The 20,568-nt window shown below is 50.4% G+C and carries 36 protein-coding genes; 5 read left to right on the top strand and 31 right to left on the bottom strand.

Going from position 1 to position 20,568, the window contains the following annotated elements:
- Position 1: 1 nt before the first annotated feature.
- From tsaC to dprA, 4 genes are read right to left on the bottom strand one after another with little or no spacing between them, the layout of a single operon-like run.
- A complete protein-coding gene (gene tsaC, locus AC6I4B_RS02270; RefSeq protein WP_497769244.1) occupies positions 2-574 on the bottom strand; it encodes an L-threonylcarbamoyladenylate synthase type 1 TsaC in 573 nt (190 codons plus the stop codon).
- Positions 567-1,121 carry a DNA topoisomerase family protein gene (locus AC6I4B_RS02265; RefSeq protein WP_497769242.1) on the bottom strand — a complete coding sequence of 185 codons (555 nt, stop codon included), beginning with the start codon at positions 1,119-1,121 and terminating at the stop codon, positions 567-569. The genes tsaC and AC6I4B_RS02265 overlap by 8 nt, the downstream gene beginning before the upstream one ends.
- Positions 1,122-1,147: 26 nt before the next feature.
- Positions 1,148-1,621, bottom strand: coding sequence for a DUF494 family protein Smg (smg, locus tag AC6I4B_RS02260; protein ID WP_497769240.1), 474 nt, complete (start codon positions 1,619-1,621; stop codon positions 1,148-1,150).
- Positions 1,593-2,717, bottom strand: coding sequence for a DNA-protecting protein DprA (gene dprA, locus AC6I4B_RS02255; protein WP_497769239.1), 1,125 nt, complete (start codon positions 2,715-2,717; stop codon positions 1,593-1,595). Before dprA ends, smg begins: the two co-directional genes overlap by 29 nt.
- Before the next feature lie 130 nt (positions 2,718-2,847).
- On the opposite strand from dprA, the gene def reads away from it, so the two are divergent.
- From def to mscL, 5 genes are all read left to right on the top strand, one after another.
- Positions 2,848-3,357 carry a peptide deformylase gene (gene def / locus AC6I4B_RS02250; RefSeq protein ID WP_497769237.1) on the top strand — a complete coding sequence of 170 codons (510 nt, stop codon included), beginning with the start codon at positions 2,848-2,850 and terminating at the stop codon, positions 3,355-3,357.
- A 14-nt stretch (positions 3,358-3,371) separates the two neighbouring features.
- Positions 3,372-4,319, top strand: coding sequence for a methionyl-tRNA formyltransferase (gene fmt, locus AC6I4B_RS02245; RefSeq protein WP_497769236.1), 948 nt, complete (start codon positions 3,372-3,374; stop codon positions 4,317-4,319).
- Positions 4,320-4,372: 53 nt separating this feature from the next.
- The gene (gene rsmB, locus AC6I4B_RS02240; protein ID WP_497769235.1) at positions 4,373-5,662 is read left to right on the top strand and encodes a 16S rRNA (cytosine(967)-C(5))-methyltransferase RsmB; all 1,290 of its coding nucleotides are present in this window, start codon (positions 4,373-4,375) and stop codon (positions 5,660-5,662) included.
- Between the two features lie 21 nt (positions 5,663-5,683).
- On the top strand, positions 5,684-7,060 hold the full coding sequence (trkA, locus tag AC6I4B_RS02235) for a Trk system potassium transporter TrkA (RefSeq protein ID WP_497769233.1): 1,377 nt from the start codon (positions 5,684-5,686) through the stop codon (positions 7,058-7,060).
- A gap of 150 nt (positions 7,061-7,210) precedes the next feature.
- Positions 7,211-7,624, top strand: coding sequence for a large-conductance mechanosensitive channel protein MscL (gene mscL, locus AC6I4B_RS02230; protein WP_497769232.1), 414 nt, complete (start codon positions 7,211-7,213; stop codon positions 7,622-7,624).
- Here mscL and AC6I4B_RS02225 read toward each other — a convergent pair whose 3' ends face one another.
- The 27 genes from AC6I4B_RS02225 to rplB form a co-directional block, all read right to left on the bottom strand.
- Positions 7,625-7,840, bottom strand: coding sequence for an alternative ribosome-rescue factor A (locus AC6I4B_RS02225; RefSeq protein ID WP_497772320.1), 216 nt, complete (start codon positions 7,838-7,840; stop codon positions 7,625-7,627).
- A 58-nt stretch (positions 7,841-7,898) separates the two neighbouring features.
- Positions 7,899-8,324 carry a Zn(2+)-responsive transcriptional regulator gene (gene zntR / locus AC6I4B_RS02220; RefSeq protein ID WP_497769230.1) on the bottom strand — a complete coding sequence of 142 codons (426 nt, stop codon included), beginning with the start codon at positions 8,322-8,324 and terminating at the stop codon, positions 7,899-7,901.
- Between the two features lie 2 nt (positions 8,325-8,326).
- Positions 8,327-8,695, bottom strand: coding sequence for a DnaJ family domain-containing protein (locus tag AC6I4B_RS02215; RefSeq protein ID WP_497769229.1), 369 nt, complete (start codon positions 8,693-8,695; stop codon positions 8,327-8,329).
- Between the two features lie 107 nt (positions 8,696-8,802).
- A complete protein-coding gene (rplQ, locus tag AC6I4B_RS02210; RefSeq protein WP_002919206.1) occupies positions 8,803-9,189 on the bottom strand; it encodes a 50S ribosomal protein L17 in 387 nt (128 codons plus the stop codon).
- A gap of 40 nt (positions 9,190-9,229) precedes the next feature.
- Positions 9,230-10,219, bottom strand: coding sequence for a DNA-directed RNA polymerase subunit alpha (locus tag AC6I4B_RS02205; protein WP_001162092.1), 990 nt, complete (start codon positions 10,217-10,219; stop codon positions 9,230-9,232).
- A 25-nt stretch (positions 10,220-10,244) separates the two neighbouring features.
- Entirely contained in the window at positions 10,245-10,865 is a 621-nt protein-coding gene (gene rpsD, locus AC6I4B_RS02200) for a 30S ribosomal protein S4 (protein ID WP_038158499.1), read from the bottom strand.
- A gap of 33 nt (positions 10,866-10,898) precedes the next feature.
- Positions 10,899-11,288, bottom strand: a complete 390-nt coding sequence (gene rpsK / locus AC6I4B_RS02195) for a 30S ribosomal protein S11 (protein ID WP_025491959.1) — start codon at positions 11,286-11,288, stop codon at positions 10,899-10,901.
- A gap of 16 nt (positions 11,289-11,304) precedes the next feature.
- On the bottom strand, positions 11,305-11,661 hold the full coding sequence (gene rpsM / locus AC6I4B_RS02190; protein WP_052284892.1) for a 30S ribosomal protein S13: 357 nt from the start codon (positions 11,659-11,661) through the stop codon (positions 11,305-11,307).
- Between the two features lie 146 nt (positions 11,662-11,807).
- A complete protein-coding gene (gene rpmJ / locus AC6I4B_RS02185; RefSeq protein ID WP_000868187.1) occupies positions 11,808-11,924 on the bottom strand; it encodes a 50S ribosomal protein L36 in 117 nt (38 codons plus the stop codon).
- A gap of 31 nt (positions 11,925-11,955) precedes the next feature.
- Entirely contained in the window at positions 11,956-13,287 is a 1,332-nt protein-coding gene (gene secY, locus AC6I4B_RS02180) for a preprotein translocase subunit SecY (protein ID WP_035894987.1), read from the bottom strand.
- Positions 13,288-13,294: 7 nt separating this feature from the next.
- Positions 13,295-13,729, bottom strand: a complete 435-nt coding sequence (gene rplO, locus AC6I4B_RS02175; protein WP_497769227.1) for a 50S ribosomal protein L15 — start codon at positions 13,727-13,729, stop codon at positions 13,295-13,297.
- Positions 13,730-13,732: 3 nt separating this feature from the next.
- Positions 13,733-13,912 carry a 50S ribosomal protein L30 gene (gene rpmD / locus AC6I4B_RS02170; protein WP_003863301.1) on the bottom strand — a complete coding sequence of 60 codons (180 nt, stop codon included), beginning with the start codon at positions 13,910-13,912 and terminating at the stop codon, positions 13,733-13,735.
- Between the two features lie 3 nt (positions 13,913-13,915).
- The gene (rpsE, locus tag AC6I4B_RS02165) at positions 13,916-14,419 is read right to left on the bottom strand and encodes a 30S ribosomal protein S5 (protein ID WP_015962744.1); all 504 of its coding nucleotides are present in this window, start codon (positions 14,417-14,419) and stop codon (positions 13,916-13,918) included.
- A 14-nt stretch (positions 14,420-14,433) separates the two neighbouring features.
- Entirely contained in the window at positions 14,434-14,787 is a 354-nt protein-coding gene (rplR, locus tag AC6I4B_RS02160) for a 50S ribosomal protein L18 (RefSeq protein WP_000358960.1), read from the bottom strand.
- Between the two features lie 9 nt (positions 14,788-14,796).
- Positions 14,797-15,330, bottom strand: coding sequence for a 50S ribosomal protein L6 (rplF, locus tag AC6I4B_RS02155; protein WP_000091939.1), 534 nt, complete (start codon positions 15,328-15,330; stop codon positions 14,797-14,799).
- A gap of 12 nt (positions 15,331-15,342) precedes the next feature.
- A complete protein-coding gene (rpsH, locus tag AC6I4B_RS02150; RefSeq protein ID WP_497769220.1) occupies positions 15,343-15,735 on the bottom strand; it encodes a 30S ribosomal protein S8 in 393 nt (130 codons plus the stop codon).
- A gap of 33 nt (positions 15,736-15,768) precedes the next feature.
- Positions 15,769-16,074 carry a 30S ribosomal protein S14 gene (rpsN, locus tag AC6I4B_RS02145; RefSeq protein WP_497769219.1) on the bottom strand — a complete coding sequence of 102 codons (306 nt, stop codon included), beginning with the start codon at positions 16,072-16,074 and terminating at the stop codon, positions 15,769-15,771.
- A gap of 14 nt (positions 16,075-16,088) precedes the next feature.
- Positions 16,089-16,628, bottom strand: coding sequence for a 50S ribosomal protein L5 (gene rplE, locus AC6I4B_RS02140; RefSeq protein WP_064541635.1), 540 nt, complete (start codon positions 16,626-16,628; stop codon positions 16,089-16,091).
- Positions 16,629-16,642: 14 nt separating this feature from the next.
- On the bottom strand, positions 16,643-16,957 hold the full coding sequence (rplX, locus tag AC6I4B_RS02135; RefSeq protein ID WP_003031122.1) for a 50S ribosomal protein L24: 315 nt from the start codon (positions 16,955-16,957) through the stop codon (positions 16,643-16,645).
- Positions 16,958-16,967: 10 nt separating this feature from the next.
- The gene (gene rplN, locus AC6I4B_RS02130) at positions 16,968-17,339 is read right to left on the bottom strand and encodes a 50S ribosomal protein L14 (RefSeq protein ID WP_000613954.1); all 372 of its coding nucleotides are present in this window, start codon (positions 17,337-17,339) and stop codon (positions 16,968-16,970) included.
- 165 nt (positions 17,340-17,504) lie between these two features.
- Entirely contained in the window at positions 17,505-17,759 is a 255-nt protein-coding gene (rpsQ, locus tag AC6I4B_RS02125) for a 30S ribosomal protein S17 (RefSeq protein ID WP_497769217.1), read from the bottom strand.
- Positions 17,759-17,950: a 50S ribosomal protein L29 gene (gene rpmC / locus AC6I4B_RS02120; protein WP_002919754.1), complete on the bottom strand. Its 192-nt coding sequence runs from the start codon at positions 17,948-17,950 to the stop codon at positions 17,759-17,761. Before rpmC ends, rpsQ begins: the two co-directional genes overlap by 1 nt.
- The gene (rplP, locus tag AC6I4B_RS02115; RefSeq protein WP_035894979.1) at positions 17,950-18,360 is read right to left on the bottom strand and encodes a 50S ribosomal protein L16; all 411 of its coding nucleotides are present in this window, start codon (positions 18,358-18,360) and stop codon (positions 17,950-17,952) included. Before rplP ends, rpmC begins: the two co-directional genes overlap by 1 nt.
- A 12-nt stretch (positions 18,361-18,372) precedes the next feature.
- Positions 18,373-19,071, bottom strand: a complete 699-nt coding sequence (rpsC, locus tag AC6I4B_RS02110) for a 30S ribosomal protein S3 (RefSeq protein ID WP_006817277.1) — start codon at positions 19,069-19,071, stop codon at positions 18,373-18,375.
- Positions 19,072-19,088: 17 nt separating this feature from the next.
- On the bottom strand, positions 19,089-19,421 hold the full coding sequence (gene rplV / locus AC6I4B_RS02105) for a 50S ribosomal protein L22 (protein WP_497769215.1): 333 nt from the start codon (positions 19,419-19,421) through the stop codon (positions 19,089-19,091).
- A gap of 14 nt (positions 19,422-19,435) precedes the next feature.
- Positions 19,436-19,714 carry a 30S ribosomal protein S19 gene (rpsS, locus tag AC6I4B_RS02100; protein WP_001138115.1) on the bottom strand — a complete coding sequence of 93 codons (279 nt, stop codon included), beginning with the start codon at positions 19,712-19,714 and terminating at the stop codon, positions 19,436-19,438.
- A 16-nt stretch (positions 19,715-19,730) separates the two neighbouring features.
- On the bottom strand, positions 19,731-20,552 hold the full coding sequence (gene rplB / locus AC6I4B_RS02095) for a 50S ribosomal protein L2 (RefSeq protein ID WP_049033778.1): 822 nt from the start codon (positions 20,550-20,552) through the stop codon (positions 19,731-19,733).
- Positions 20,553-20,568: the final 16 nt, after the last annotated feature.

The raw sequence follows: 20,568 nt of genomic DNA, 5'->3' as shown, positions 1-20,568 counted from the left end.
ACTACCCCTGGCGAAAACGTTCGCCCGTCAGGGCATCAAGAATTTCTGACGGATTCAGCCGCCCACCGGTTTGCGCATCGACAACAGGGAAATCATCACCAAACTGGGCAAGAACTTCAGCCGTCGTACGGCAAGGGGGCTGACCGCTGAGGTTCGCACTGGTTGAAACCAGTGGTTTGCCGTATGCCTGACACAGTTCAATGACCACTGGATGATCTGTAACGCGCACCGCCAGCGAGTGAAAACGCCCAGTCAGCCAGCCCGGAGTGGTGTTCTTTGCCGGGAAGACAAACGTAACCGGCCCTGGCCAGCGACTAAATACCGTAGCGCGCTGCTCTTCGCTGAGCATACTGTCGTCAATATAGGGTTTCAGTTGATCAAAGTTGGCGGCTATCAGGATCAAGCCTTTGTCTACCGGGCGCTGTTTTAACGCCAGCAGGCTCATAACCGCTTCTTCACTGTCGGGATCGCAGCCTACGCCAAACACAGCTTCGGTGGGATACGCGATGACTTCTTTATTATTCAGAGCAATTACCGCACGTTGTACGGCCTCTGATGGCAGGTTTTTATTCACTGATTTGTTTCGCCGGTACCGGCTTTCCACATTGTTTACTGGCACAAAAACATTTCACGCCCTGCGCCGTTTTCTTTTCGATAAGCAGCGGGTAATGGCATTCGGGGCATTCCCCCGCTACCGGTGTGAAGTTAATGACAAACTGACATTCCGGGTAGCGATCGCAGGAATGAAAGGTTTTGCCAAAACGAGAGCGACGTTGCACTAAATGCCCCTGCTGACATGCAGGACAGCAGATTGCCGTTTCGTCTGGTTTATCAATAACCTCAGTATGTTCACATTTAGGATACTGACTACACCCGATGAACATACCAAAGCGCCCCTGTCGCAGCACTAATACCTCACCGCACACAGGGCACGGCTGTCCCTCCAGAATTTTAACGATATGCCCATCTGCCTGGTTTTTTAGGGGACGAACATAATCACATTCCGGATAATGGGAACAGCCCAGAAACGGCCCGTGTTTACCGGACCGTATAACCAGTTCAGCCCCGCACTGCGGGCAGGGCTCATTTTTACGCACCGAAAATAGTGCTGATTTGACCATAACCACTCTTGCCGCCACATAAATAATTAATGCAGCATACCTTCATTCGTCTCGAAGAGTAATTCTTCCATTTGTTGATAGGCGTTTTCACAGCCCGGAAGATTGAAAAGCACCATCAGGATGACCCATTTCAACTCTTCCAGCTCAAACTCTGCGGTATCCAAAGCCATCACGCGTTCAATCACCATTTCCCGCGTTTCGAGGTTCAGCACCTGAATCTGCTCAAGGAATAACAGGAACCCCCGGCAACTGGCATCCAGTCGTTGGCTCTCTTCCTCTGTGAAAATGCGCACAGAGAGAGGGTCAGACGCAAGCTGCATCGGTTCTACGAGGCCTTCCTGATAGTCGGCGAGCTTTTCAAGCCACATCAGTGCGTTGAAAATGTCTTCACGTTCGAATCCTGCATCGGTTAAATCCCGAGTCAGTTTGTCCTGATCGACGCGCATTTCCGTTTCGTTATGGATGTAGGTCTCAAACAAATACATTAGTACGTCGAACATGGCCTGCCCTCCTTAATCGGACATAGCCGCCGGGTACAGCTGCGATCCACCCTGCTAACTCCAGTTCAAGTAGCTGAGCCACGGTTACTGGCACAGGTTGGCCGGCACGTCCAGCGACGACGTCAACAGGTGTTACCTCATCTCCTACGTTAGCCAGGAGCTCAGGAAATGGCAATGCTACTGATTCCTTATCTGCACAATAATTTGTCATTTCAGCGTTATCGGGCAATGGCCTGTTTATGTCAGAGAAATACGCCAGGATATCCTCGGGTTCGGTGACCATAATTGCGCCTTGCTTAATGAGCCAATGAGGCCCTTCCATCCCCGGATGCCCCAACGGGCCAGGAATAGCAAAAACATCCCGCCCTTGCTCCAGCGCACAACGCGCCGTAACCAAAGACCCGCTGCGTATAGCCGCTTCTACCACCAGAACGCCACGACTCAACCCGCTGATAATGCGATTTCGCCGTGGGAAATGATAAGCCACGGGTGTTGCTGCCAGAGAAAATTCTGAAACCAACGCACCGCCGTTCTCAACAATATTTTCAGCCAATGCGCGATGGCGATGCGGATAAATATGGTTCAGGCCACTGCCGAGGATAGCAATTGTCCCGCCCCCCGCTCGTAATGCGCTGCGATGAGCAATGCCATCGATTCCCAGCGCCAACCCACTGGTAATGGTGACACCCTGTGCTGCCAACGACTCACAAAAATAGCCTCCCCAACGCTCACCGTAGAGTGAATGTTGACGACTCCCTACAACGGCAAGCTGTGGCGTATTCAGTAGCTGTACATTGCCACGCACACAAAGCACTGCTGGGTAATCACTGATGGCGCGCAGCGACTCGGGATACCACGGAGAGTCAGCGAACAGAAGATGATTATCCTGAGCTGAAAGCCACTGGTTAGCGGCTCCCATCTCAGCCGGCGTTAAGGAAAAAAAACGCTCACTCTGCTTAGTACTGAAACGCAGCGTATGCAGCGCCTGGCGGTTAACTTCCGCAACCTGAGATAACTGACGCAGCACGGACAACATGCCATCGCCATGTAAATCATTCACCTTCATCAGGCGGAAGGCGATTTCTTCGGGTGACATCGTTTTCTCCCCTGCCACATACGGCATCAGCAATCCTTGCGATTGGTCACTGATGCTGTCAATTGGAGGGGGTTTTGTCTAGAATAGAGGTAATAATCTTTCCAACTCCTGAACAGAACTCTGGAGATTTATGGCAGTTTTGCAAGTGTTACACATTCCGGACGAGCGTCTTCGCAAAGTCGCTAAACCGGTTGAAGAAGTGAATGCAGAAATTCAGCGTATCGTGGATGATATGTTCGAAACGATGTACGCCGAAGAAGGTATTGGTCTGGCAGCAACGCAGGTGGATATCCATCAGCGCATTATCGTTATTGATGTCTCTGAGAATCGTGACGAACAACTGGTACTGATCAACCCTGAGCTGTTGGAAAAAGATGGTGATACTGGGATTGAAGAAGGTTGCCTGTCTATTCCTGAGCAGCGGGCGTTAGTGCCCCGTGCCGAGCGTGTGAAGATCCGCGCAATTGACCGCAACGGTAAACCGTTTGAGCTTGAAGCTGATGGCCTATTGGCTATCTGTATTCAGCATGAGATGGATCACTTAGTCGGCAAGCTGTTTATCGATTATCTTTCTCCGTTAAAACAGCAACGTATTCGTCAGAAAGTTGAAAAACTGGATCGCCTGAACGCGCGTGCCTAAGGATAAGGATTAACGTGTCAGATTCACTACGTATTATTTTTGCGGGCACCCCTGATTTTGCAGCGCGTCATCTCGACGCGCTGTTGTCGTCTGAGCATCAGGTTGTTGGCGTATTCACCCAACCCGACCGCCCGGCAGGCCGCGGTAAGAAGCTGATGCCAAGCCCAGTAAAAATGTTGGCAGAAGAAAAAGGGATACCTGTTTTCCAGCCTGCGTCTCTGCGCCCAGCAGAAAATCAACAGCTGGTTGCTGACTTACAGGCCGATGTCATGGTGGTTGTCGCTTATGGACTGATTTTGCCAAAAGCAGTACTGGCGATGCCAAGACTCGGTTGCATCAACGTCCATGGTTCTCTGCTTCCTCGCTGGCGCGGCGCGGCACCAATTCAACGCTCACTGTGGGCTGGCGACACAGAAACCGGTGTGACCATCATGCAGATGGACGTTGGCCTTGATACCGGAGATATGCTGCACAAACTCGCTTGCCCGATTACCGCCGAAGACACCAGTGCTAGCCTGTACAATAAACTTGCTGAATTAGGCCCACAAGGCTTACTGCATACGCTGCACCTTCTGGCTACCGGCACGGCTCAACCTGAAGTTCAAGATGAGACGCTGGTAAGCTATGCGGAAAAACTGAGCAAAGAAGAAGCTCGGATAGACTGGACGCTCAGCGCCACGCAGTTAGAACGCTGTATCCGCGCGTTTAACCCGTGGCCGATGAGCTACATCGTAATTGACGAGCAGCCAGTCAAAATCTGGCAGGCAACGGTTATCGATAAGCCTACGAGTGCGGAACCAGGAACTATTCTCGAAGCTACCCGCCAGGGAATTCAGGTAGCAACAGGTGACGGTATTCTGAATCTTGTGTCTTTGCAGCCTGCGGGTAAGAAAGCCATGAGCGCACAAGACTTACTGAACTCACGCCGGGAGTGGTTCGAGCCCGGAAACCGTCTTCTCTGACGGTCCATACTTTTTCAAGCCCGGAGTCTCCGGGCATTTTTATTTTTGCGGTTATGAAAAAACATCTTAATTTACGCAGTATGGCGGCTCAAGCCGTCGAGCAGGTCGTTGAAAAGGGGCAGTCGTTAAGCAATGTGCTGCCTGCTATGCAGCAGAAAGTGTCCGATAAAGATAAAGCCCTGCTGCAAGAGCTATGCTTCGGGGTGCTGCGCACCCTCTCCCAGTTGGAATGGATGATTAAACAACTGATGGAACGCCCGATGACGGGCAAGCAACGCACGGTTCACTATCTGATTATGGTTGGCTTTTACCAACTGCTGTATACCCGTATTCCACCACATGCCGCATTGGCCGAAACCGTTGAAGGCGCAGTCGTTATCAAGCGTCCGCAGCTTAAAGGCCTGATTAATGGTGTGCTGCGCCAATTCCAGCGCCGCCAGGAAGAACTGTTAACTGAGTTTACACAAAGCGAACTGCGGTTCATGCACCCATCCTGGCTAGTGAAACGCATCAAGAATGCCTATCCACAACAGTGGGAAGCCATCCTTGATGCAAATAACCAACGTCCTCCAATGTGGCTGCGCGTTAACCGTAATCACCACTCTCGTGATGCCTGGCTGGAGCTGCTTGCTGAAGCTGGCCTTACCGGCTTCCCACATTCCGATTACCCCGATGCCGTGCGTCTGGAAACGCCCGCCTCCGTTCAGGCTTTACCTGGTTTCGAGCAGGGCTGGGTGACTGTACAGGATGCATCCGCGCAAGGTTGTATGAGCTACCTACAACCACAAAATGGTGAACAAATACTCGACCTGTGCGCCGCTCCAGGCGGAAAGACCACGCACATTCTTGAAGTGGCGCCGAATGCAGACGTGATGGCCGTGGATGTGGATGACAAGCGTTTGTCACGGGTCTACGACAACCTCAAGCGCTTGGGCATGAAAGCAACTGTAAAACAGGGTGATGGTCGATATCCACAGCAGTGGTGCGGCGAGCAGCAGTTCGATCGCATTCTGTTGGATGCGCCATGCTCCGCGACTGGGGTCATTCGCCGCCATCCGGATATCAAATGGTTACGCCGCGATCGGGATATTGCCGAACTGGCGCAATTGCAGGCTGAAATTCTTGACGCAACTTGGTCACACCTCAAACCTGGTGGCACGCTGGTATATGCTACCTGTTCCATTCTGCCGGAAGAGAACCAACAGCAAATCGCAGCATTCTTGCAGCGCACTCCAGATGCTGTGCTCAGTGAAACGGGAACGCCGGAACAACCAGGTCAGCAGAATTTACCAGGTGCGGAAGAAGGCGATGGCTTCTTCTACGCTAAGCTAATCAAAAAGTGATGAGATAACGGGTCGCAACTGATGAAAATTATCATTCTGGGCGCCGGGCAAGTCGGCGGTACGCTGGCAGAAAACCTGGTCGGGGAAAATAACGACATCACAATTGTCGATACCAACGGCGAGCGCCTGCGCGGTCTACAGGATAAGTTCGACCTGCGTGTTGTTCAGGGCCACGCTTCCCATCCCCGTGTACTGCGTGAGGCGGGTGCCGATGATGCCGACATGCTGGTCGCCGTGACCAGTTCAGATGAAACCAACATGGTCGCCTGCCAGGTGGCCTACTCATTATTCAATACGCCAAACCGTATTGCGCGCATCCGCTCGCCAGATTATGTCCGCGACGCCGATAAACTTTTCCACAGCGATGCTGTGCCGATTGACCATCTGATCGCCCCCGAGCAATTAGTTATCGATAACATCTACCGCCTGATTGAGTATCCAGGTGCATTGCAGGTGGTGAACTTTGCTGAAGGAAAAGTCAGCCTGGCGGTGGTGAAAGCCTACTATGGTGGTCCGCTAGTCGGGAATGCGCTTTCGACTATGCGCGAGCATATGCCACACATTGACACCCGCGTCGCCGCCATTTTCCGCCACGACAGGCCAATTCGCCCGCAAGGTTCCACCATTGTGGAGGCTGGTGATGAAGTCTTCTTTATTGCCGCATCGCAGCATATCCGTGCGGTAATGAGTGAACTCCAGCGCCTGGAAAAACCCTATAAACGCATCATGCTGGTTGGCGGTGGGAATATCGGCGCAGGGCTAGCACGTCAGTTAGAAAAAGATTACAGCGTGAAGCTGATTGAACGTAATCAGCAACGTGCGGCAGAGCTAGCGGAGAAACTTCAAAACACCATAGTGTTCTTTGGTGATGCATCGGATCAAGAACTGCTGGCAGAAGAGCATATTGATCAGGTTGATCTGTTTATTGCCGTCACTAACGATGACGAAGCCAATATTATGTCAGCAATGCTCGCCAAGCGGATGGGCGCCAAAAAAGTTATGGTGCTGATTCAACGTCGGGCCTATGTCGATCTGGTACAGGGCAGTGTTATCGATATTGCGATCTCCCCACAACAAGCGACAATCTCGGCATTATTAAGCCATGTACGTAAAGCCGATATTGTCGGCGTGTCCTCTTTACGCCGTGGGGTTGCCGAAGCGATTGAAGCGGTTGCACACGGTGACGAAAGCACTTCACGAGTCGTTGGTCGGGTTATAGATGAAATCAAGCTGCCGCCAGGCACAATCATTGGCGCGGTTGTACGTGGAAATGACGTCATGATTGCCAATGACAATTTACGCATTGAGCAAGGCGATCACGTGATTATGTTCCTCACAGATAAAAAATATATTTCTGATGTAGAACGTCTGTTCCAACCAAGTCCTTTCTTCCTTTAATTCCCCCCAAGGCGCTCAACAGAGCGCCTTTTTCTATTAACCCTTTATTTATTAAGGGGTAATAAATACGTCCATATTTATTATCACCAATGGAAATTAGATAAACATTTGTTAAACTTATAAACGTCAGCTAGCACAAGGGAGAATAAAATGAGCATTATTAAAGAGTTTCGCGAATTCGCGATGCGGGGAAATGTTGTCGATTTGGCAGTGGGTGTCATTATTGGTGCGGCGTTTGGCAAGATTGTATCGTCGTTAGTGGCGGATATCATCATGCCACCGCTAGGGCTGTTAATTGGCGGGATTGATTTCAAACAGTTTGCAGTCACACTACGTGATGCGCAGGGAGACATCCCGGCAGTCGTCATGCACTACGGCGTTTTCATTCAGAATATTTTTGATTTTATTATCGTGGCGTTCGCTATCTTTATGGCTATTAAGCTAATGAACAAGCTGAACCGTAAACAAGAAGAACCGGCTGCTGCACCTCCAGCCCCAAGCAAAGAAGAAGTGCTGCTGTCAGAAATTCGTGACCTGCTGAAAGAACAAAACAACCGTTCTTAATCAGGCCGCTAAAAGTAGAAAGCCAGTGGTAAAAAAGCAATTTGCTTGTTTGCCACTGGCCTCCCAGTTACCTCTTTTTTCATATTTTGCCTTACGCAGATAACTTCCTTTCCCTTTCTTATTTTTCTCTACTCGCTGCTTGAACAGTGGGTCATGTAGCAGTGCCTCAATAGCATTATCGTTTATCTGGCCTTTGGTATGTTGATAGCGGCTCATCATTTTCTCCTCATGGATGGCGTATTCGGCGCGAGTGTAGATCCGAACAACGATAATTTCAACAGCCTTTAGGATGGGTATCAGCCCCCTGCTCCAGGGTTTCAAGTATGGAGCAATACACGCTACTGTGGGCAGTACCACAACATGCATCATTGAGTTTCTTCAACGAGCGCTGCATCGATTGCAGTTCTTCGATTCTGGACTCCACTTCACTTAGGCGAGCCTGAACAATACTCTTTGATTCCTGGCAGGTATGATGTTCTGGATCGACGCGGATCGACAATAATTCGCGGATCGCTTCCAGCGTAAAACCAAGCTGTCTGGCATAACGTATAAACTTCAGACGCTGAAGGTCATTTGCGGTATACAGTCTAAATCCACCTTCTGTCCGAACTTCATGATCCATCATCTGCTGCTTTTCGTAATAGCGAATAGTATCGGGCGTAACGCCTGCCAGCTTTGCCAACTCACCAATACGGTACATAATTATTCCTCATTCAAGTTGTTGAACAGTTTTTCTGCATACTCACCACGAAGAAAATCGGTACTTAACCCTGCCTGTCTGAGCTTAAGCTCTATCAATACTAACCGCTTACTCATTTCCTTATGCCGTTCATCGTCTTCCCGAATGCCTTTTAACAAGTCGAGCAATGCCACGGCCTCTTTCCGCTGTTCTAGCTCAGGAGGTAAACAGCCCGCATTTTTCAGCAAACGATAACCTGAACGTAATTCTTCTGGCACAGCCGAATCATCATCGAGAATAATCGGTTTGCCCTCACCAGCAAGATTATCAAACTCGCCGTTACGCTGAGCATCTTTAATATGGTGCTCAGCCCATTGGTCCAATAGCCACATGAGATAACTCCAGAAATGAGCAAAAAGAGTACAGCTATTGTAGAAAAATGGGGGAAGAGGGGATATAAAAAAACCCGCCGAAGCGGGTTTTTTTATTTTACTGCAAATTACTCTGCAGCTGCTTCTGCTTTCGGCTCAGCACGATCAACCAGCTCGATGTATGCCATCGGCGCGTTGTCGCCTGCACGGAAGCCACACTTCAGAATGCGAGTGTAACCACCGGCGCGGCTCGCGAAACGCGGGCCCAGCTCGTTAAACAGTTTTGCCACGATCTCGTTATCACGAGTGCGGGCGAATGCCAGACGACGATTAGCTACGCTATCAGTCTTGGCAAGAGTAATCAGCGGCTCAACTACGCGACGCAGTTCTTTCGCTTTAGGCAGGGTCGTCTTGATGATTTCATGACGAACCAGTGAACCTGCCATGTTGCGGAACATAGCCTGGCGATGGCTGCTGTTGCGGTTCAGTTGACGACCACTCTTACGATGGCGCATGACCTTATCCTTCTCAGTAAAACCTTAACCTGTGATCCGGTTACTCGTCAGCAATGCTTGCTGGCGGCCAGTTTTCCAGGCGCATGCCCAGAGACAGTCCGCGGGAAGCCAGCACGTCTTTAATCTCGGTAAGAGATTTTTTACCCAAGTTAGGCGTCTTAAGAAGCTCAACTTCGGTACGCTGTACCAGATCACCGATATAGTGGATAGCTTCTGCCTTAAGGCAGTTAGCAGAGCGGACAGTCAATTCCAGATCGTCAACAGGGCGCAGCAGGATCGGATCGAATTCTGGTTTCTCTTCTTTAACTTCCGGCTGACGTACATCACGTAAGTCAACAAAAGCTTCCAGTTGTTCAGCCAGAATGGTTGCCGCACGACGAATCGCCTCTTCAGGATCGATTGTGCCATTGGTTTCCATTTCGATGACCAGCTTGTCCAGGTCGGTACGCTGTTCTACACGCGCTGCTTCAACATTGTAGGCAATACGCTCTACAGGGCTGTAGCAGGCGTCGACCAACAGACGGCCGATCGGGCGCTCATCTTCTTCCGAATGAATTCGGGAAGAAGCCGGCACATAACCGCGACCGCGCTGAACTTTGATACGCATACTAATAGATGCATTCTCATCGGTCAGGTGGCAGATCACGTGCTGCGGCTTGACGATTTCGACATCCCCGTCATGGGTGATATCGGCTGCGGTCACAGGGCCAATGCCAGATTTATTCAAGGTAAGAATAACTTCATCTTTACCCTGAACTCTCACCGCCAGCCCTTTCAGGTTGAGCAGGATTTCAAGGATATCTTCCTGAACGCCTTCTTTGGTGCTGTACTCATGAAGTACACCATCAATCTCAACCTCGGTCACCGCGCAACCCGGCATCGATGAGAGCAGAATACGGCGCAGTGCGTTACCCAGAGTATGGCCAAAGCCACGCTCTAAAGGCTCAAGGGTCACCTTGGCGTGCGTCGAACTCACTTGCTCGATATCTACCAGGCGCGGTTTTAGAAACTCTGTCACAGAACCCTGCATTGTGTCCTCTCTTTGGTACTAAGCTTTACTTGGAGTAAAGCTCGACGATCAGGTGTTCGTTAATGTCCGCAGACAGATCAGAACGCTCAGGCTGACGCTTGAACGTGCCTTCCATCTTGCCAGCATCAACTTCCAGCCAGGTTGGCTTTTCACGCTGTTCAGCCAGCTCCAGAGCGGCTTTAACGCGAGATTGCTTTTTCGCTTTCTCACGGATGCTAACAACGTCATTCGCTTTAACCTGATAAGAAGCGATGTTAACAACACGACCGTTTACCATGATTGCTTTATGGCTAACCAGCTGACGTGCTTCTGCACGAGTAGCGCCAAAGCCCATACGGTATACTACGTTGTCCAGACGACCTTCCAGCAGAGCCAACAGGTTTTCACCAGTGTTGCCTTTCAGACGTGCTGCTTCTTTGTAATAGTTACGGAACTGACGCTCCAGCACGCCGTAGATACGACGAACTTTCTGCTTTTCACGCAACTGCACACCATAGTCAGACAGACGCGGTTTACGCGCACCGTGCTGGCCAGGAGCTTGTTCAATTTTACACTTGGTATCGATCGCGCGAACGCCAGACTTAAGGAATAAGTCGGTGCCCTCACGACGGCTCAGCTTGAGCTTAGGACCCAAATATCTTGCCATTTTCTTTCTCCAACAAACCTGGAAAACGTAGCGTTATACGCGACGTTTTTTCGGCGGACGACAACCGTTATGAGGGATCGGAGTCACATCAGTAATATTAGTGATGCGGAAACCAGCGGCGTTCAGAGCACGAATAGTAGATTCGCGGCCTGGACCCGGACCTTTAACCATAACTTCCAGATTCTTGATACCGTATTCTTTTACGGAATCAGCGCAACGCTCTGCTGCAACCTGAGCTGCGAACGGAGTGGATTTGCGAGAACCACGGAAACCGGAACCACCGGCTGTTGCCCAACCCAGCGCATTACCCTGACGATCGGTAATAGTCACGATGGTGTTGTTAAAAGAAGCATGGATATGAGCCACGCCGTCAGAGACTTGTTTTCTTACACGTTTACGTGCACGAATTGGTGCCTTTGCCATTATTCAATCACCCCGATTATTTCTTGATCGGTTTGCGCGGACCCTTACGGGTACGTGCGTTGGTCTTAGTACGCTGACCGCGCACTGGCAGACCACGACGATGACGCAAACCGCGATAGCAACCAAGATCCATAAGACGCTTGATGCTCATGCTAACTTCACGGCGCAGATCACCTTCAACGACAAATTTGGCAACTTCGTCACGCAGCGTGTCGATTTGTCCTTCAGACAGCTCACTGATCTTAACATTTTCAGCGATACCCGCTGCAGCCAGAATGGCCTTAGAACGGGTCTTACCGACGCCGTAGATCGAGGTTAACGCGATCACAGCATGTTTCTGATCAGGAATGTTAATGCCTGCTATACGGGCCACTATGCACTCCTACTATTTAATATGTACGCACCATGCTGAAAAGCCCGTTTTCAGGATACTCAAATGGAAACGCACAGACATACAAAAGATTGGCTGGCTAATCTAGCCAGCTCAACCCAACTTTGCAAGAAAAATATGCGAAAAAATCAGCCTTGGCGCTGTTTATGCTTCGGCTCGGCACTGCAAATCACACGGATGACACCATCACGCTTAACGATTTTGCAGTTACGGCATAATTTCTTGACGGAAGCACGAACTTTCATTTTTACTCTCCGTAACTTCTCGAGCGACCTTTTAGCGGCTATAGCCTTTCAGGTTCGCCTTCTTCAATGCAGACTCGTACTGACTTGACATCATCAGAGTTTGCACTTGAGCCATAAAGTCCATAATCACGACAACAACGATCAGTAACGATGTCCCACCGAAGTAGAACGGTACTTTCATTGCATCACGCATGAACTCCGGGATCAGGCAGATAAAAGTAATATACAATGCACCAACAAGAGTCAGGCGAGTCATTACTTTATCGATATACTTCGCCGTTTGCTCTCCCGGACGAATTCCTGGTACAAATGCACCGGACTTCTTCAGGTTATCTGCTGTTTCACGCGGGTTGAAAACCAACGCCGTGTAGAAGAAACAGAAGAAGATGATTGCAGACGCATAGAGTAACACATAAAGCGGTTGCCCAGGCTGCAAATACAGCGAAATTGTTGTCAGCCAGTTCCAACCGGTACCGCCCCCGAACCATGACGCGATGGTCGCCGGGAACAGAATAATACTGGAAGCGAAGATTGCCGGGATTACCCCTGCCATATTCACTTTCAGCGGTAAATGTGTGCTCTGTGCAGCATAGACACGACGACCTTGCTGACGTTTAGCGTAGTTTACCACAATGCGGCGTTGACCACGCTCAACGAATACAACAAAGAACGTCACTGCAAACACTAATACTGCAACCAACAGCAACAGGAGGAAGTGCAGGTCGCCTTGACGCGCTTGCTCGATAGTATGGGCAATGGCTGGCGGGAGTCCCGCAACGATACCAGCGAAGATAATGATTGAGATACCGTTACCGATACCGCGTTCAGTAATCTGTTCGCCGAGCCACATCAGGAACATTGTCCCTGTAACCAGACTCACAACAGCGGTGAAATAGAATGCAAAGCCTGGATTAATTACCAGGCCCTGCATACCAGGCATATTCGGTAAACCGGTAGCAATACCGATCGACTGGAATATCGCCAGCACCAGAGTGCCGTAACGGGTGTACTGGCTAATCTTACGACGGCCAGACTCCCCTTCTTTCTTGATTTCCGCCAGCGTTGGGTGAACCACCGTCAGCAGCTGGATAATAATCGATGCCGAAATATACGGCATTATACCCAGGGCAAAGATTGAAGCACGGCTGAGAGCACCACCAGAGAACATGTTGAACATTTCAATGATGGTGCCTCGCTGTTGCTCAAGCAGTTTGGCAAGTACAGCGGCATCAATACCAGGGATCGGAATAAAAGAGCCAATACGGAACACAATAAGCGCACCGATTACAAACAACAGTCTGCGTTTCAGCTCGCCTAAGCCACCTTTGGCACTTTGAAAATCTAATCCCGGTTGTTTAGCCATCTGCTACTTATTCCTCGATTTTACCGCCAGCAGCTTCGATAGCAGCACGAGCGCCTTTAGTCACGCGCAGACCACGAACAGTTACCGGAGTAGAAACTTCGCCAGCCAGGATCACTTTCGCGAACTCGATCTGGACACCGATAATGTTAGCTGCTTTCAGCGTGCTCAGGTCAACAATACCGCCTTCCACTTTCGCCAGGTCAGACAGACGGATTTCCGCTGTGATCGCTGCTTTGCGAGAAGTGAAGCCGAATTTCGGCAGACGACGGTACAGAGGCATCTGACCACCCTCGAAACCACGACGTACGCCACCGCCAGAACGAGACTTCTGACCTTTGTGACCACGACCGCCGGTTTTACCGAGGCCAGAACCGATACCACGACCCAGACGTTTACCCGCCTGTTTTGAACCTTCGGCCGGAGACAGAGTATTTAAACGCATCTCTTACTCCTCAACTTTAACCATGAAGTAAACCGCGTTGACCATACCACGTACAGCAGGAGTATCCTCGCGCTCTACGGTGTGGCCAATACGACGCAGACCCAGGCCAAGCAGCGTTGCCTTGTGTTTCGGCAGACGACCGATTGCACTGCGGGTTTGAGTAATTTTAATAGTCTTTGCCATGGTTTATTTCCCCAGAATTTCTTCAACGGATTTACCACGCTTGGCAGCGACCATTTCTGGGGATTTCATATTTTCCAGGCCATCAATAGTTGCACGAACCACGTTAATCGGGTTGGTGGAACCATATGCTTTAGCCAGAACGTTACGAACCCCAGCGACTTCCAGAACGGCGCGCATTGCACCACCGGCGATAATACCGGTACCTTCGGAAGCCGGCTGCATGAATACACGAGAACCCGTGTGAGTACCCTTAACAGGGTGCTGCAGGGTGCCAGTATTCAGCGCGACGTTAATCATATTGCGACGGGCTTTTTCCATCGCTTTCTGGATCGCTGCTGGAACTTCACGCGCTTTACCGTAACCAAAACCAACGCGACCGTTACCATCGCCTACTACAGTCAGAGCTGTGAAGGAGAAAATACGACCACCTTTAACGGTTTTAGATACGCGGTTTACCGCGATCAGCTTTTCCTGCAGTTCGCCAGCTTGTTTTTCGATGTGAGCCATCTTACACCTCTACCTTAGAACTGAAGGCCAGCTTCACGGGCAGCATCTGCCAGTGCCTGGACACGACCATGATATTGGAACCCGGAACGGTCAAAGGACACATCTTTGATGCCTTTTTCCAGAGCGCGTTCAGCGACAGCTTTACCCACAGCTGCTGCGGCGTCTTTGTTACCGGTGTACTTCAGTTGTTCAGCGATAGCTTTTTCTACAGTAGAAGCAGCTACCAGAACTTCGGAACCGTTCGGTGCAATTACCTGTGCGTAAATATGACGCGGGGTACGATGTACCACCAGGCGAGTTGCGCCCAGCTCCTGGAGCTTGCGGCGTGCGCGGGTCGCACGACGGATACGAGCAGATTTCTTATCCATAGTGTTACCTTACTTCTTCTTAGCCTCTTTGGTACGCACGACTTCGTCGGCGTAACGAACACCCTTGCCTTTGTAAGGCTCAGGACGACGGTAGGCGCGCAGATCCGCTGCAACCTGGCCGATCACCTGCTTATCAGCGCCTTTCAGCACGATTTCAGTCTGAGTCGGACATTCAGCAGTAATACCTGCAGGCAGCTGATGGTCAACTGGGTGAGAGAAACCTAAAGACAGGTTTACTACATTCCCTTTAACCGCTGCACGATAACCTACACCAACCAGCTGCAGCTTCTTAGTGAAGCCTTCGGTAACACCGATAACCATTGAGTTCAGCAGGGCACGCGCGGTACCAGCCTGAGCCCAACCGTCTGCGTAACCATCACGCGGACCGAAGGTCAGAGCATTATCTGCATGTTTAACTTCAACAGCATCGTTGAGAGTACGAGTCAGCTCGCCGTTTTTACCTTTGATCGTAATAACCTGACCGTTGATTTTTACATCAACGCCGGCAGGAACAACGACCGGTGCTTTAGCAACACGAGACATTTTTTCCTCCGATTAGGCTACGTAGCAGATAATTTCGCCACCAAGACCAGCTTGGCGCGCTGCACGATCAGTCATAACACCTTTAGAGGTAGAAATAACTGCGATACCCATGCCGGCCATAACTTTTGGCAGCTCATCTTTTTTCTTATAGATGCGCAGACCTGGGCGGCTGACACGCTGAATGCTTTCTACAACAGCTTTACCCTGGAAGTACTTAAGAGTTACTTCCAGTTCCGGCTTGGTGTCGCCTTCAACTTTAAAATCTTCAATAAAACCTTCTTCCTTCAGCACGTTGGCAATTGCCACTTTCAGCTTGGAGGAAGGCATGGTGACCGCAGCTTTATTCGCGGCCTGACCGTTACGGATACGGGTCAGCATATCCGCGATCGGATCTTGCATGCTCATCTGTCTTTACTCCCGTGATTCAATTGGTGACAATTACCAGCTAGCCTTTTTCAGACCCGGGATTTCACCGCGCATAGCGGCTTCACGGACCTTAATACGGCTCAACCCGAACTTCCGCAGGAAAGCGTGCGGACGACCAGTTTGACGGCAGCGATTACGCTGACGAGACGGGCTGGAATCACGCGGCAGAGACTGCAGCTTCAGAACTGCGTTCCAACGATCTTCGTCGGTCGCGTTCACATCAGAGATGATAGCTTTCAGTTCAGCGCGTTTAGCGAAGAATTTATCAGCTAAAGCTACGCGCTTTACTTCGCGTGCTTTCATTGATTGCTTAGCCATTCAGTAACCCTACCTTACTTGCGGAACGGGAAGTCAAAGGCAGCCAGCAGAGCACGGCCTTCTTCGTCAGATTTCGCAGTAGTGGTAATGGTAATATCCAAACCACGCACGCGGTCGACTTTATCGTAGTCGATTTCTGGGAAGATGATCTGCTCACGGACACCCATGCTGTAGTTACCACGACCGTCGAAAGACTTAGCGGACAAGCCACGGAAGTCACGGATACGTGGAACAGCAATAGTGATCAGGCGCTCAAAGAACTCCCACATGCGTTCGCCACGCAGAGTTACTTTACAGCCGATCGGATAGCCCTGACGGATTTTGAAGCCTGCAACAGATTTGCGTGCTTTGGTGATCAGCGGTTTTTGACCGGAGATTGCTGTCAGATCGGCTGCTGCGTTATCCAGCAGTTTCTTGTCAGCGATCGCTTCACCAACACCCATGTTCAGGGTGATCTTCTCGACCCGAGGGACTTGCATGACAGAATTGTAGTTAAACTCAGACATGAGTTTAGCGACTACTTCGTCTTTGTAGTAATCATGCAGTTTCGCCATCGTACTACTCCAAATTACTTGATAGTTTCGCTATTAGACTTGAAGAAACGGACTTTTTTGCCGTCTTCGAATCTAAAGCCTACACGGTCAGCCTTGCCGGTTGCCGCGTTGAAGATAGCAAGGTTAGAGATCTGAATAGCTGCTTCTTTCTCTACAATGCCGCCTGGTTGGTTCAGGGCCGGAACCGGCTTCTGATGTTTCTTAACCAGGTTGATACCTTCAACAATGACCTTGCCGGAAGACAGGACATTCTTAACTTTACCGCGTTTACCTTTATCTTTACCGGTTAACACGATAACTTCGTCATCACGACGGATTTTCGCTGCCATGATTCGCTCCTTAGAGTACTTCTGGTGCCAGAGAGATAATTTTCATGAACTTCTCGTTACGAAGTTCACGAGTTACCGGCCCAAAAATACGCGTACCGATAGGTTGCTCACTGTTATTGTTTAAAATAACGCATGCATTACCATCGAAGCGAATGACAGAACCGTCCGGGCGACGAACACCCTTCTTGGTGCGCACCACTACCGCCTTCAGCACATCACCTTTTTTGACCTTACCACGTGGAATTGCTTCCTTGATGGTGATCTTGATGATATCGCCGACGCCTGCGTAGCGACGGTGCGAGCCACCCAGAACCTTGATACACATTACGCGACGTGCACCGGAGTTGTCGGCGACGTTCAGCATAGTCTGTTCTTGGATCATTTTAGTGCTCCGCTAATGTCAACTACTACTGAGACCCGAAAAAACAGGTCGTTAAAAAGCCCCATATCGAGGGCGCGGCATTATAACACCACTCTCAAGATAAGGGTAGAAAAAATAAACGGCCCATCGCTGAGCCGTTTATTCGTATCGAGAACGAGTACTGTATTACAGAACCGCTTTCTCTACAACGCGAACCAGCGTCCAGGATTTAGTCTTGGACAGCGGACGGCATTCGCGGATTTCCACCACGTCACCGATACCGCATTCGTTGTTCTCGTCATGTACGTGCAGTTTGGTCGTACGTTTGATGAATTTGCCGTATACCGGGTGTTTCACCATACGTTCGATAGCAACAACAATGGATTTCTCCATTTTTGCGCTAACTACGCGACCTTGCAGAGTACGGATTTTATCGGTCATTACGCACCCGCCTTCTGAGTCAGTAAAGTCTTAACGCGTGCAACATCACGACGTACCTGCTTCAGCAGGTGAGTCTGTTGCAGCTGGCCACTTGCAGCCTGCATGCGCAGGTTGAACTGCTCACGCAGCAGGTTCAGCAGCTCAGCGTTTAGCTCTTCAACGCTTTTTTCACGCAGCTCTTTTGCTTTCATTACATCACCGTCTTAGTTACAAAGGTGGTTTTGATCGGCAGTTTCGCTGCAGCGAGGCCGAATGCTTCACGGGCCAGCTCTTCCGGGACACCGTCCATTTCATACAGGACTTTACCCGGCTGAATCAAGGCAACCCAATACTCCACGTTACCTTTACCTTTACCCATACGCACTGCCAGCGGTTTCTCGGTGATCGGTTTGTCCGGGAATACACGGATCCAGATCTTACCTTGACGCTTAACTGCACGGGTCATTGCACGACGTGCTGCTTCGATCTGACGGGCAGTCAGACGACCACGGCCAACAGCTTTCAGGCCGAAGCTGCCGAAGCTAACATCCGTACCCTGCGCCAGACCGCGGTTACGGCCTTTGTGCACTTTACGGAATTTTGTACGCTTTGGTTGTAACATCAGCGACGCTCCTTATTTACGGCCTTTACGCTGCTGCTTTTTAGGTTGAGCAGCCGGTTCCGGTTGTTCAACAGCAGCCATACCACCCAGGATCTCACCTTTGAAGATCCATACCTTAACGCCGATTACACCGTAAGTGGTGTGCGCTTCAGAGGTGTTGTAGTCGATGTCAGCACGCAGAGTGTGCAGAGGTACGCGACCTTCGCGGTACCATTCGGTACGTGCGATTTCCGCGCCGCCCAGACGGCCGCTAACTTCAACTTTAATACCTTTAGCGCCCAGACGCATTGCGTTCTGTACAGCACGCTTCATAGCACGACGGAACATAACGCGACGTTCCAGCTGTGAAGTGATGCTATCAGCAACCAATTTAGCGTCCAGTTCAGGCTTACGAACTTCGGCGATATTGATCTGTGCAGGAACGCCAGCGATATCCGCTACGACCTTGCGCAGTTTTTCAACGTCTTCACCTTTCTTACCGATAACGATACCCGGACGAGCGGTGTGAATGGTCACACGGATGCTCTTAGCCGGACGCTCGATAACGATACGAGATACAGACGCTTTAGCCAGTTCCTTAGTCAGGTACTGACGTACTTTAAAATCGCTGTCCAGGTTGTCAGCGAATTCTTTGGTGTTCGCAAACCAGGTTGAGTTCCATGGTTTTACAATACCCAGGCGAATACCATTAGGATGTACTTTCTGACCCATTGCTAGTCTCCAGAGTCTCAGCGATCGGACACAACCACAGTGATGTGGCTGGTGCGCTTCAGGATGCGATCTGCACGACCTTTTGCACGCGGCATAATGCGCTTCATGCTTGGGCCTTCGTCTACGAAAATTTTCGTAACTTTCAGATCGTCGATGTCAGCGCCATCGTTGTGTTCAGCGTTAGCAATGGCAGATTCCAGAACTTTCTTGACCAGTACAGCCGCTTTCTTGTTGGTGTAGGTCAATACTTCCAGGGCCTGCGACACTTTCTTACCGCGAATCAGGTCAGCAACAAGGCGAACCTTCTGAGCAGAAGAACGAGCATGGCGATGTTGAGCTAAAGTTTCCATCTCTTCCTCCTACCTTATTTCTTCTTCGCTTTTTTATCAGCAGCGTGGCCGCGATAAGTACGAGTCGGTGCGAATTCACCCAGTTTGTGACCGACCATTTCGTCGGAAACAAATACCGGAACGTGCTGACGACCATTATGGACAGCGATGGTCAAACCGATCATGTTAGGAAAGATCGTTGAACGACGGGACCAAGTGCGCAGGGGCTTCTTGTCTCCGCTTTCCACCGCTTTCTCTACCTTCTTCAGCAAGTGCAGGTCAATAAAAGGACCTTTCTTGAGAGAACGTGGCATGGCTTATCCTCTAAAATTATTTGCTACGGCGACGTACGATGAATTTATCAGTACGCTTGTTGCTGCGGGTCTTCTTACCTTTGGTCTGAACGCCCCACGGGGATACCGGGTGCTTACCAAAGTTACGACCTTCACCACCACCATGTGGGTGATCGACTGGGTTCATCGCAGTACCGCGAACGGTAGGACGAACACCACGCCAGCGTGCAGCACCTGCTTTACCCAGAACGCGCAGCATATGCTCAGCATTGCCAACTTCGCCCAGAGTTGCACGGCAGTCTGCTTCGACTTTACGCATTTCACCAGAACGCAGACGCAGGGTGACATAAGCACCATCGCGAGCAACGATCTGAACGTAAGTACCAGCGGAACGTGCCAGCTGACCGCCTTTACCTGGTTTCATTTCTACGTTATGAACGGTAGAACCAACCGGGATATTGCGCATCGGCAGGGTGTTACCTGCTTTGATTGCAGCATCAACGCCAGACTGAATCTGGTCGCCAGCTTTCAGGCCTTTAGGGGCCAGGATGTAACGGCGTTCGCCATCTTTGTACAGAACCAGCGCGATGTTCGCGGAACGGTTCGGATCGTACTCAAGACGTTCAACAACTGCCGGGATACCGTCTTTGTTGCGCTTAAAGTCAACAATACGATAAGCCTGCTTGTGACCACCACCGATGTGACGAGTGGTGATACGGCCATTGTTGTTACGACCACCGGATTTGCTGTTTTTTTCAACCAGCGGAGCAAAAGGTTTGCCCTTGTGCAGCTCTGGGTTGACCACTTTAACGACGTGGCGACGACCCGGAGATGTCGGTTTACATTTAACAACTGCCATTGTATTACTCCTCCGA

Source organism: Kluyvera fluvialis (assembly GCF_059725275.1).
The sequence above is the reverse complement of the archived record's forward strand: the minus strand, read 5'-3'. Positions and strand labels throughout refer to the sequence as shown.

What these genes read in the sequence shown, in the direction of transcription:
- AC6I4B_RS02265 (WP_497769242.1), bottom strand. Translation starts at nt 1,121, where the DNA reads ATGGTCAAATCAGCACTATTTTCGGTGCGTAAAAATGAGCCCTGCCCG.
- rpsD (WP_038158499.1), bottom strand. Translation starts at nt 10,865, where the DNA reads ATGGCAAGATATTTGGGTCCTAAGCTCAAGCTGAGCCGTCGTGAGGGC.
- rpmJ (WP_000868187.1), bottom strand. Translation starts at nt 11,924, where the DNA reads ATGAAAGTTCGTGCTTCCGTCAAGAAATTATGCCGTAACTGCAAAATC.
- rplR (WP_000358960.1), bottom strand. Translation starts at nt 14,787, where the DNA reads ATGGATAAGAAATCTGCTCGTATCCGTCGTGCGACCCGCGCACGCCGC.
- zntR (WP_497769230.1), bottom strand. Translation starts at nt 8,324, where the DNA reads ATGTACCGTATTGGTGAGTTGGCAAAGCTGGCAGGCGTTACGCCCGAT.
- rplN (WP_000613954.1), bottom strand. Translation starts at nt 17,339, where the DNA reads ATGATCCAAGAACAGACTATGCTGAACGTCGCCGACAACTCCGGTGCA.
- rpsH (WP_497769220.1), bottom strand. Translation starts at nt 15,735, where the DNA reads ATGAGCATGCAAGATCCGATCGCGGATATGCTGACCCGTATCCGTAAC.
- rpsE (WP_015962744.1), bottom strand. Translation starts at nt 14,419, where the DNA reads ATGGCTCACATCGAAAAACAAGCTGGCGAACTGCAGGAAAAGCTGATC.
- AC6I4B_RS02225 (WP_497772320.1), bottom strand. Translation starts at nt 7,840, where the DNA reads ATGAGCCGCTATCAACATACCAAAGGCCAGATAAACGATAATGCTATT.
- rplE (WP_064541635.1), bottom strand. Translation starts at nt 16,628, where the DNA reads ATGGCGAAACTGCATGATTACTACAAAGACGAAGTAGTCGCTAAACTC.
- rpmC (WP_002919754.1), bottom strand. Translation starts at nt 17,950, where the DNA reads ATGAAAGCAAAAGAGCTGCGTGAAAAAAGCGTTGAAGAGCTAAACGCT.
- rplV (WP_497769215.1), bottom strand. Translation starts at nt 19,421, where the DNA reads ATGGAAACTTTAGCTCAACATCGCCATGCTCGTTCTTCTGCTCAGAAG.
- rplB (WP_049033778.1), bottom strand. Translation starts at nt 20,552, where the DNA reads ATGGCAGTTGTTAAATGTAAACCGACATCTCCGGGTCGTCGCCACGTC.
- rplF (WP_000091939.1), bottom strand. Translation starts at nt 15,330, where the DNA reads ATGTCTCGTGTTGCTAAAGCACCGGTCGTTGTTCCTGCCGGCGTTGAT.
- smg (WP_497769240.1), bottom strand. Translation starts at nt 1,621, where the DNA reads ATGTTCGACGTACTAATGTATTTGTTTGAGACCTACATCCATAACGAA.
- rpsS (WP_001138115.1), bottom strand. Translation starts at nt 19,714, where the DNA reads ATGCCACGTTCTCTCAAGAAAGGTCCTTTTATTGACCTGCACTTGCTG.
- rpsQ (WP_497769217.1), bottom strand. Translation starts at nt 17,759, where the DNA reads ATGACCGATAAAATCCGTACTCTGCAAGGTCGCGTAGTTAGCGCAAAA.
- rpsK (WP_025491959.1), bottom strand. Translation starts at nt 11,288, where the DNA reads ATGGCAAAGGCACCAATTCGTGCACGTAAACGTGTAAGAAAACAAGTC.
- rplX (WP_003031122.1), bottom strand. Translation starts at nt 16,957, where the DNA reads ATGGCAGCGAAAATCCGTCGTGATGACGAAGTTATCGTGTTAACCGGT.
- rplQ (WP_002919206.1), bottom strand. Translation starts at nt 9,189, where the DNA reads ATGCGCCATCGTAAGAGTGGTCGTCAACTGAACCGCAACAGCAGCCAT.
- rpmD (WP_003863301.1), bottom strand. Translation starts at nt 13,912, where the DNA reads ATGGCAAAGACTATTAAAATTACTCAAACCCGCAGTGCAATCGGTCGT.
- mscL (WP_497769232.1), top strand. Translation starts at nt 7,211, where the DNA reads ATGAGCATTATTAAAGAGTTTCGCGAATTCGCGATGCGGGGAAATGTT.
- rsmB (WP_497769235.1), top strand. Translation starts at nt 4,373, where the DNA reads ATGAAAAAACATCTTAATTTACGCAGTATGGCGGCTCAAGCCGTCGAG.
- secY (WP_035894987.1), bottom strand. Translation starts at nt 13,287, where the DNA reads ATGGCTAAACAACCGGGATTAGATTTTCAAAGTGCCAAAGGTGGCTTA.
- rpsN (WP_497769219.1), bottom strand. Translation starts at nt 16,074, where the DNA reads ATGGCTAAGCAATCAATGAAAGCACGCGAAGTAAAGCGCGTAGCTTTA.
- def (WP_497769237.1), top strand. Translation starts at nt 2,848, where the DNA reads ATGGCAGTTTTGCAAGTGTTACACATTCCGGACGAGCGTCTTCGCAAA.
- rplO (WP_497769227.1), bottom strand. Translation starts at nt 13,729, where the DNA reads ATGCGTTTAAATACTCTGTCTCCGGCCGAAGGTTCAAAACAGGCGGGT.
- rplP (WP_035894979.1), bottom strand. Translation starts at nt 18,360, where the DNA reads ATGTTACAACCAAAGCGTACAAAATTCCGTAAAGTGCACAAAGGCCGT.
- AC6I4B_RS02215 (WP_497769229.1), bottom strand. Translation starts at nt 8,695, where the DNA reads ATGTGGCTATTGGACCAATGGGCTGAGCACCATATTAAAGATGCTCAG.
- trkA (WP_497769233.1), top strand. Translation starts at nt 5,684, where the DNA reads ATGAAAATTATCATTCTGGGCGCCGGGCAAGTCGGCGGTACGCTGGCA.
- AC6I4B_RS02205 (WP_001162092.1), bottom strand. Translation starts at nt 10,219, where the DNA reads ATGCAGGGTTCTGTGACAGAGTTTCTAAAACCGCGCCTGGTAGATATC.
- dprA (WP_497769239.1), bottom strand. Translation starts at nt 2,717, where the DNA reads ATGTCACCCGAAGAAATCGCCTTCCGCCTGATGAAGGTGAATGATTTA.
- rpsC (WP_006817277.1), bottom strand. Translation starts at nt 19,071, where the DNA reads ATGGGTCAGAAAGTACATCCTAATGGTATTCGCCTGGGTATTGTAAAA.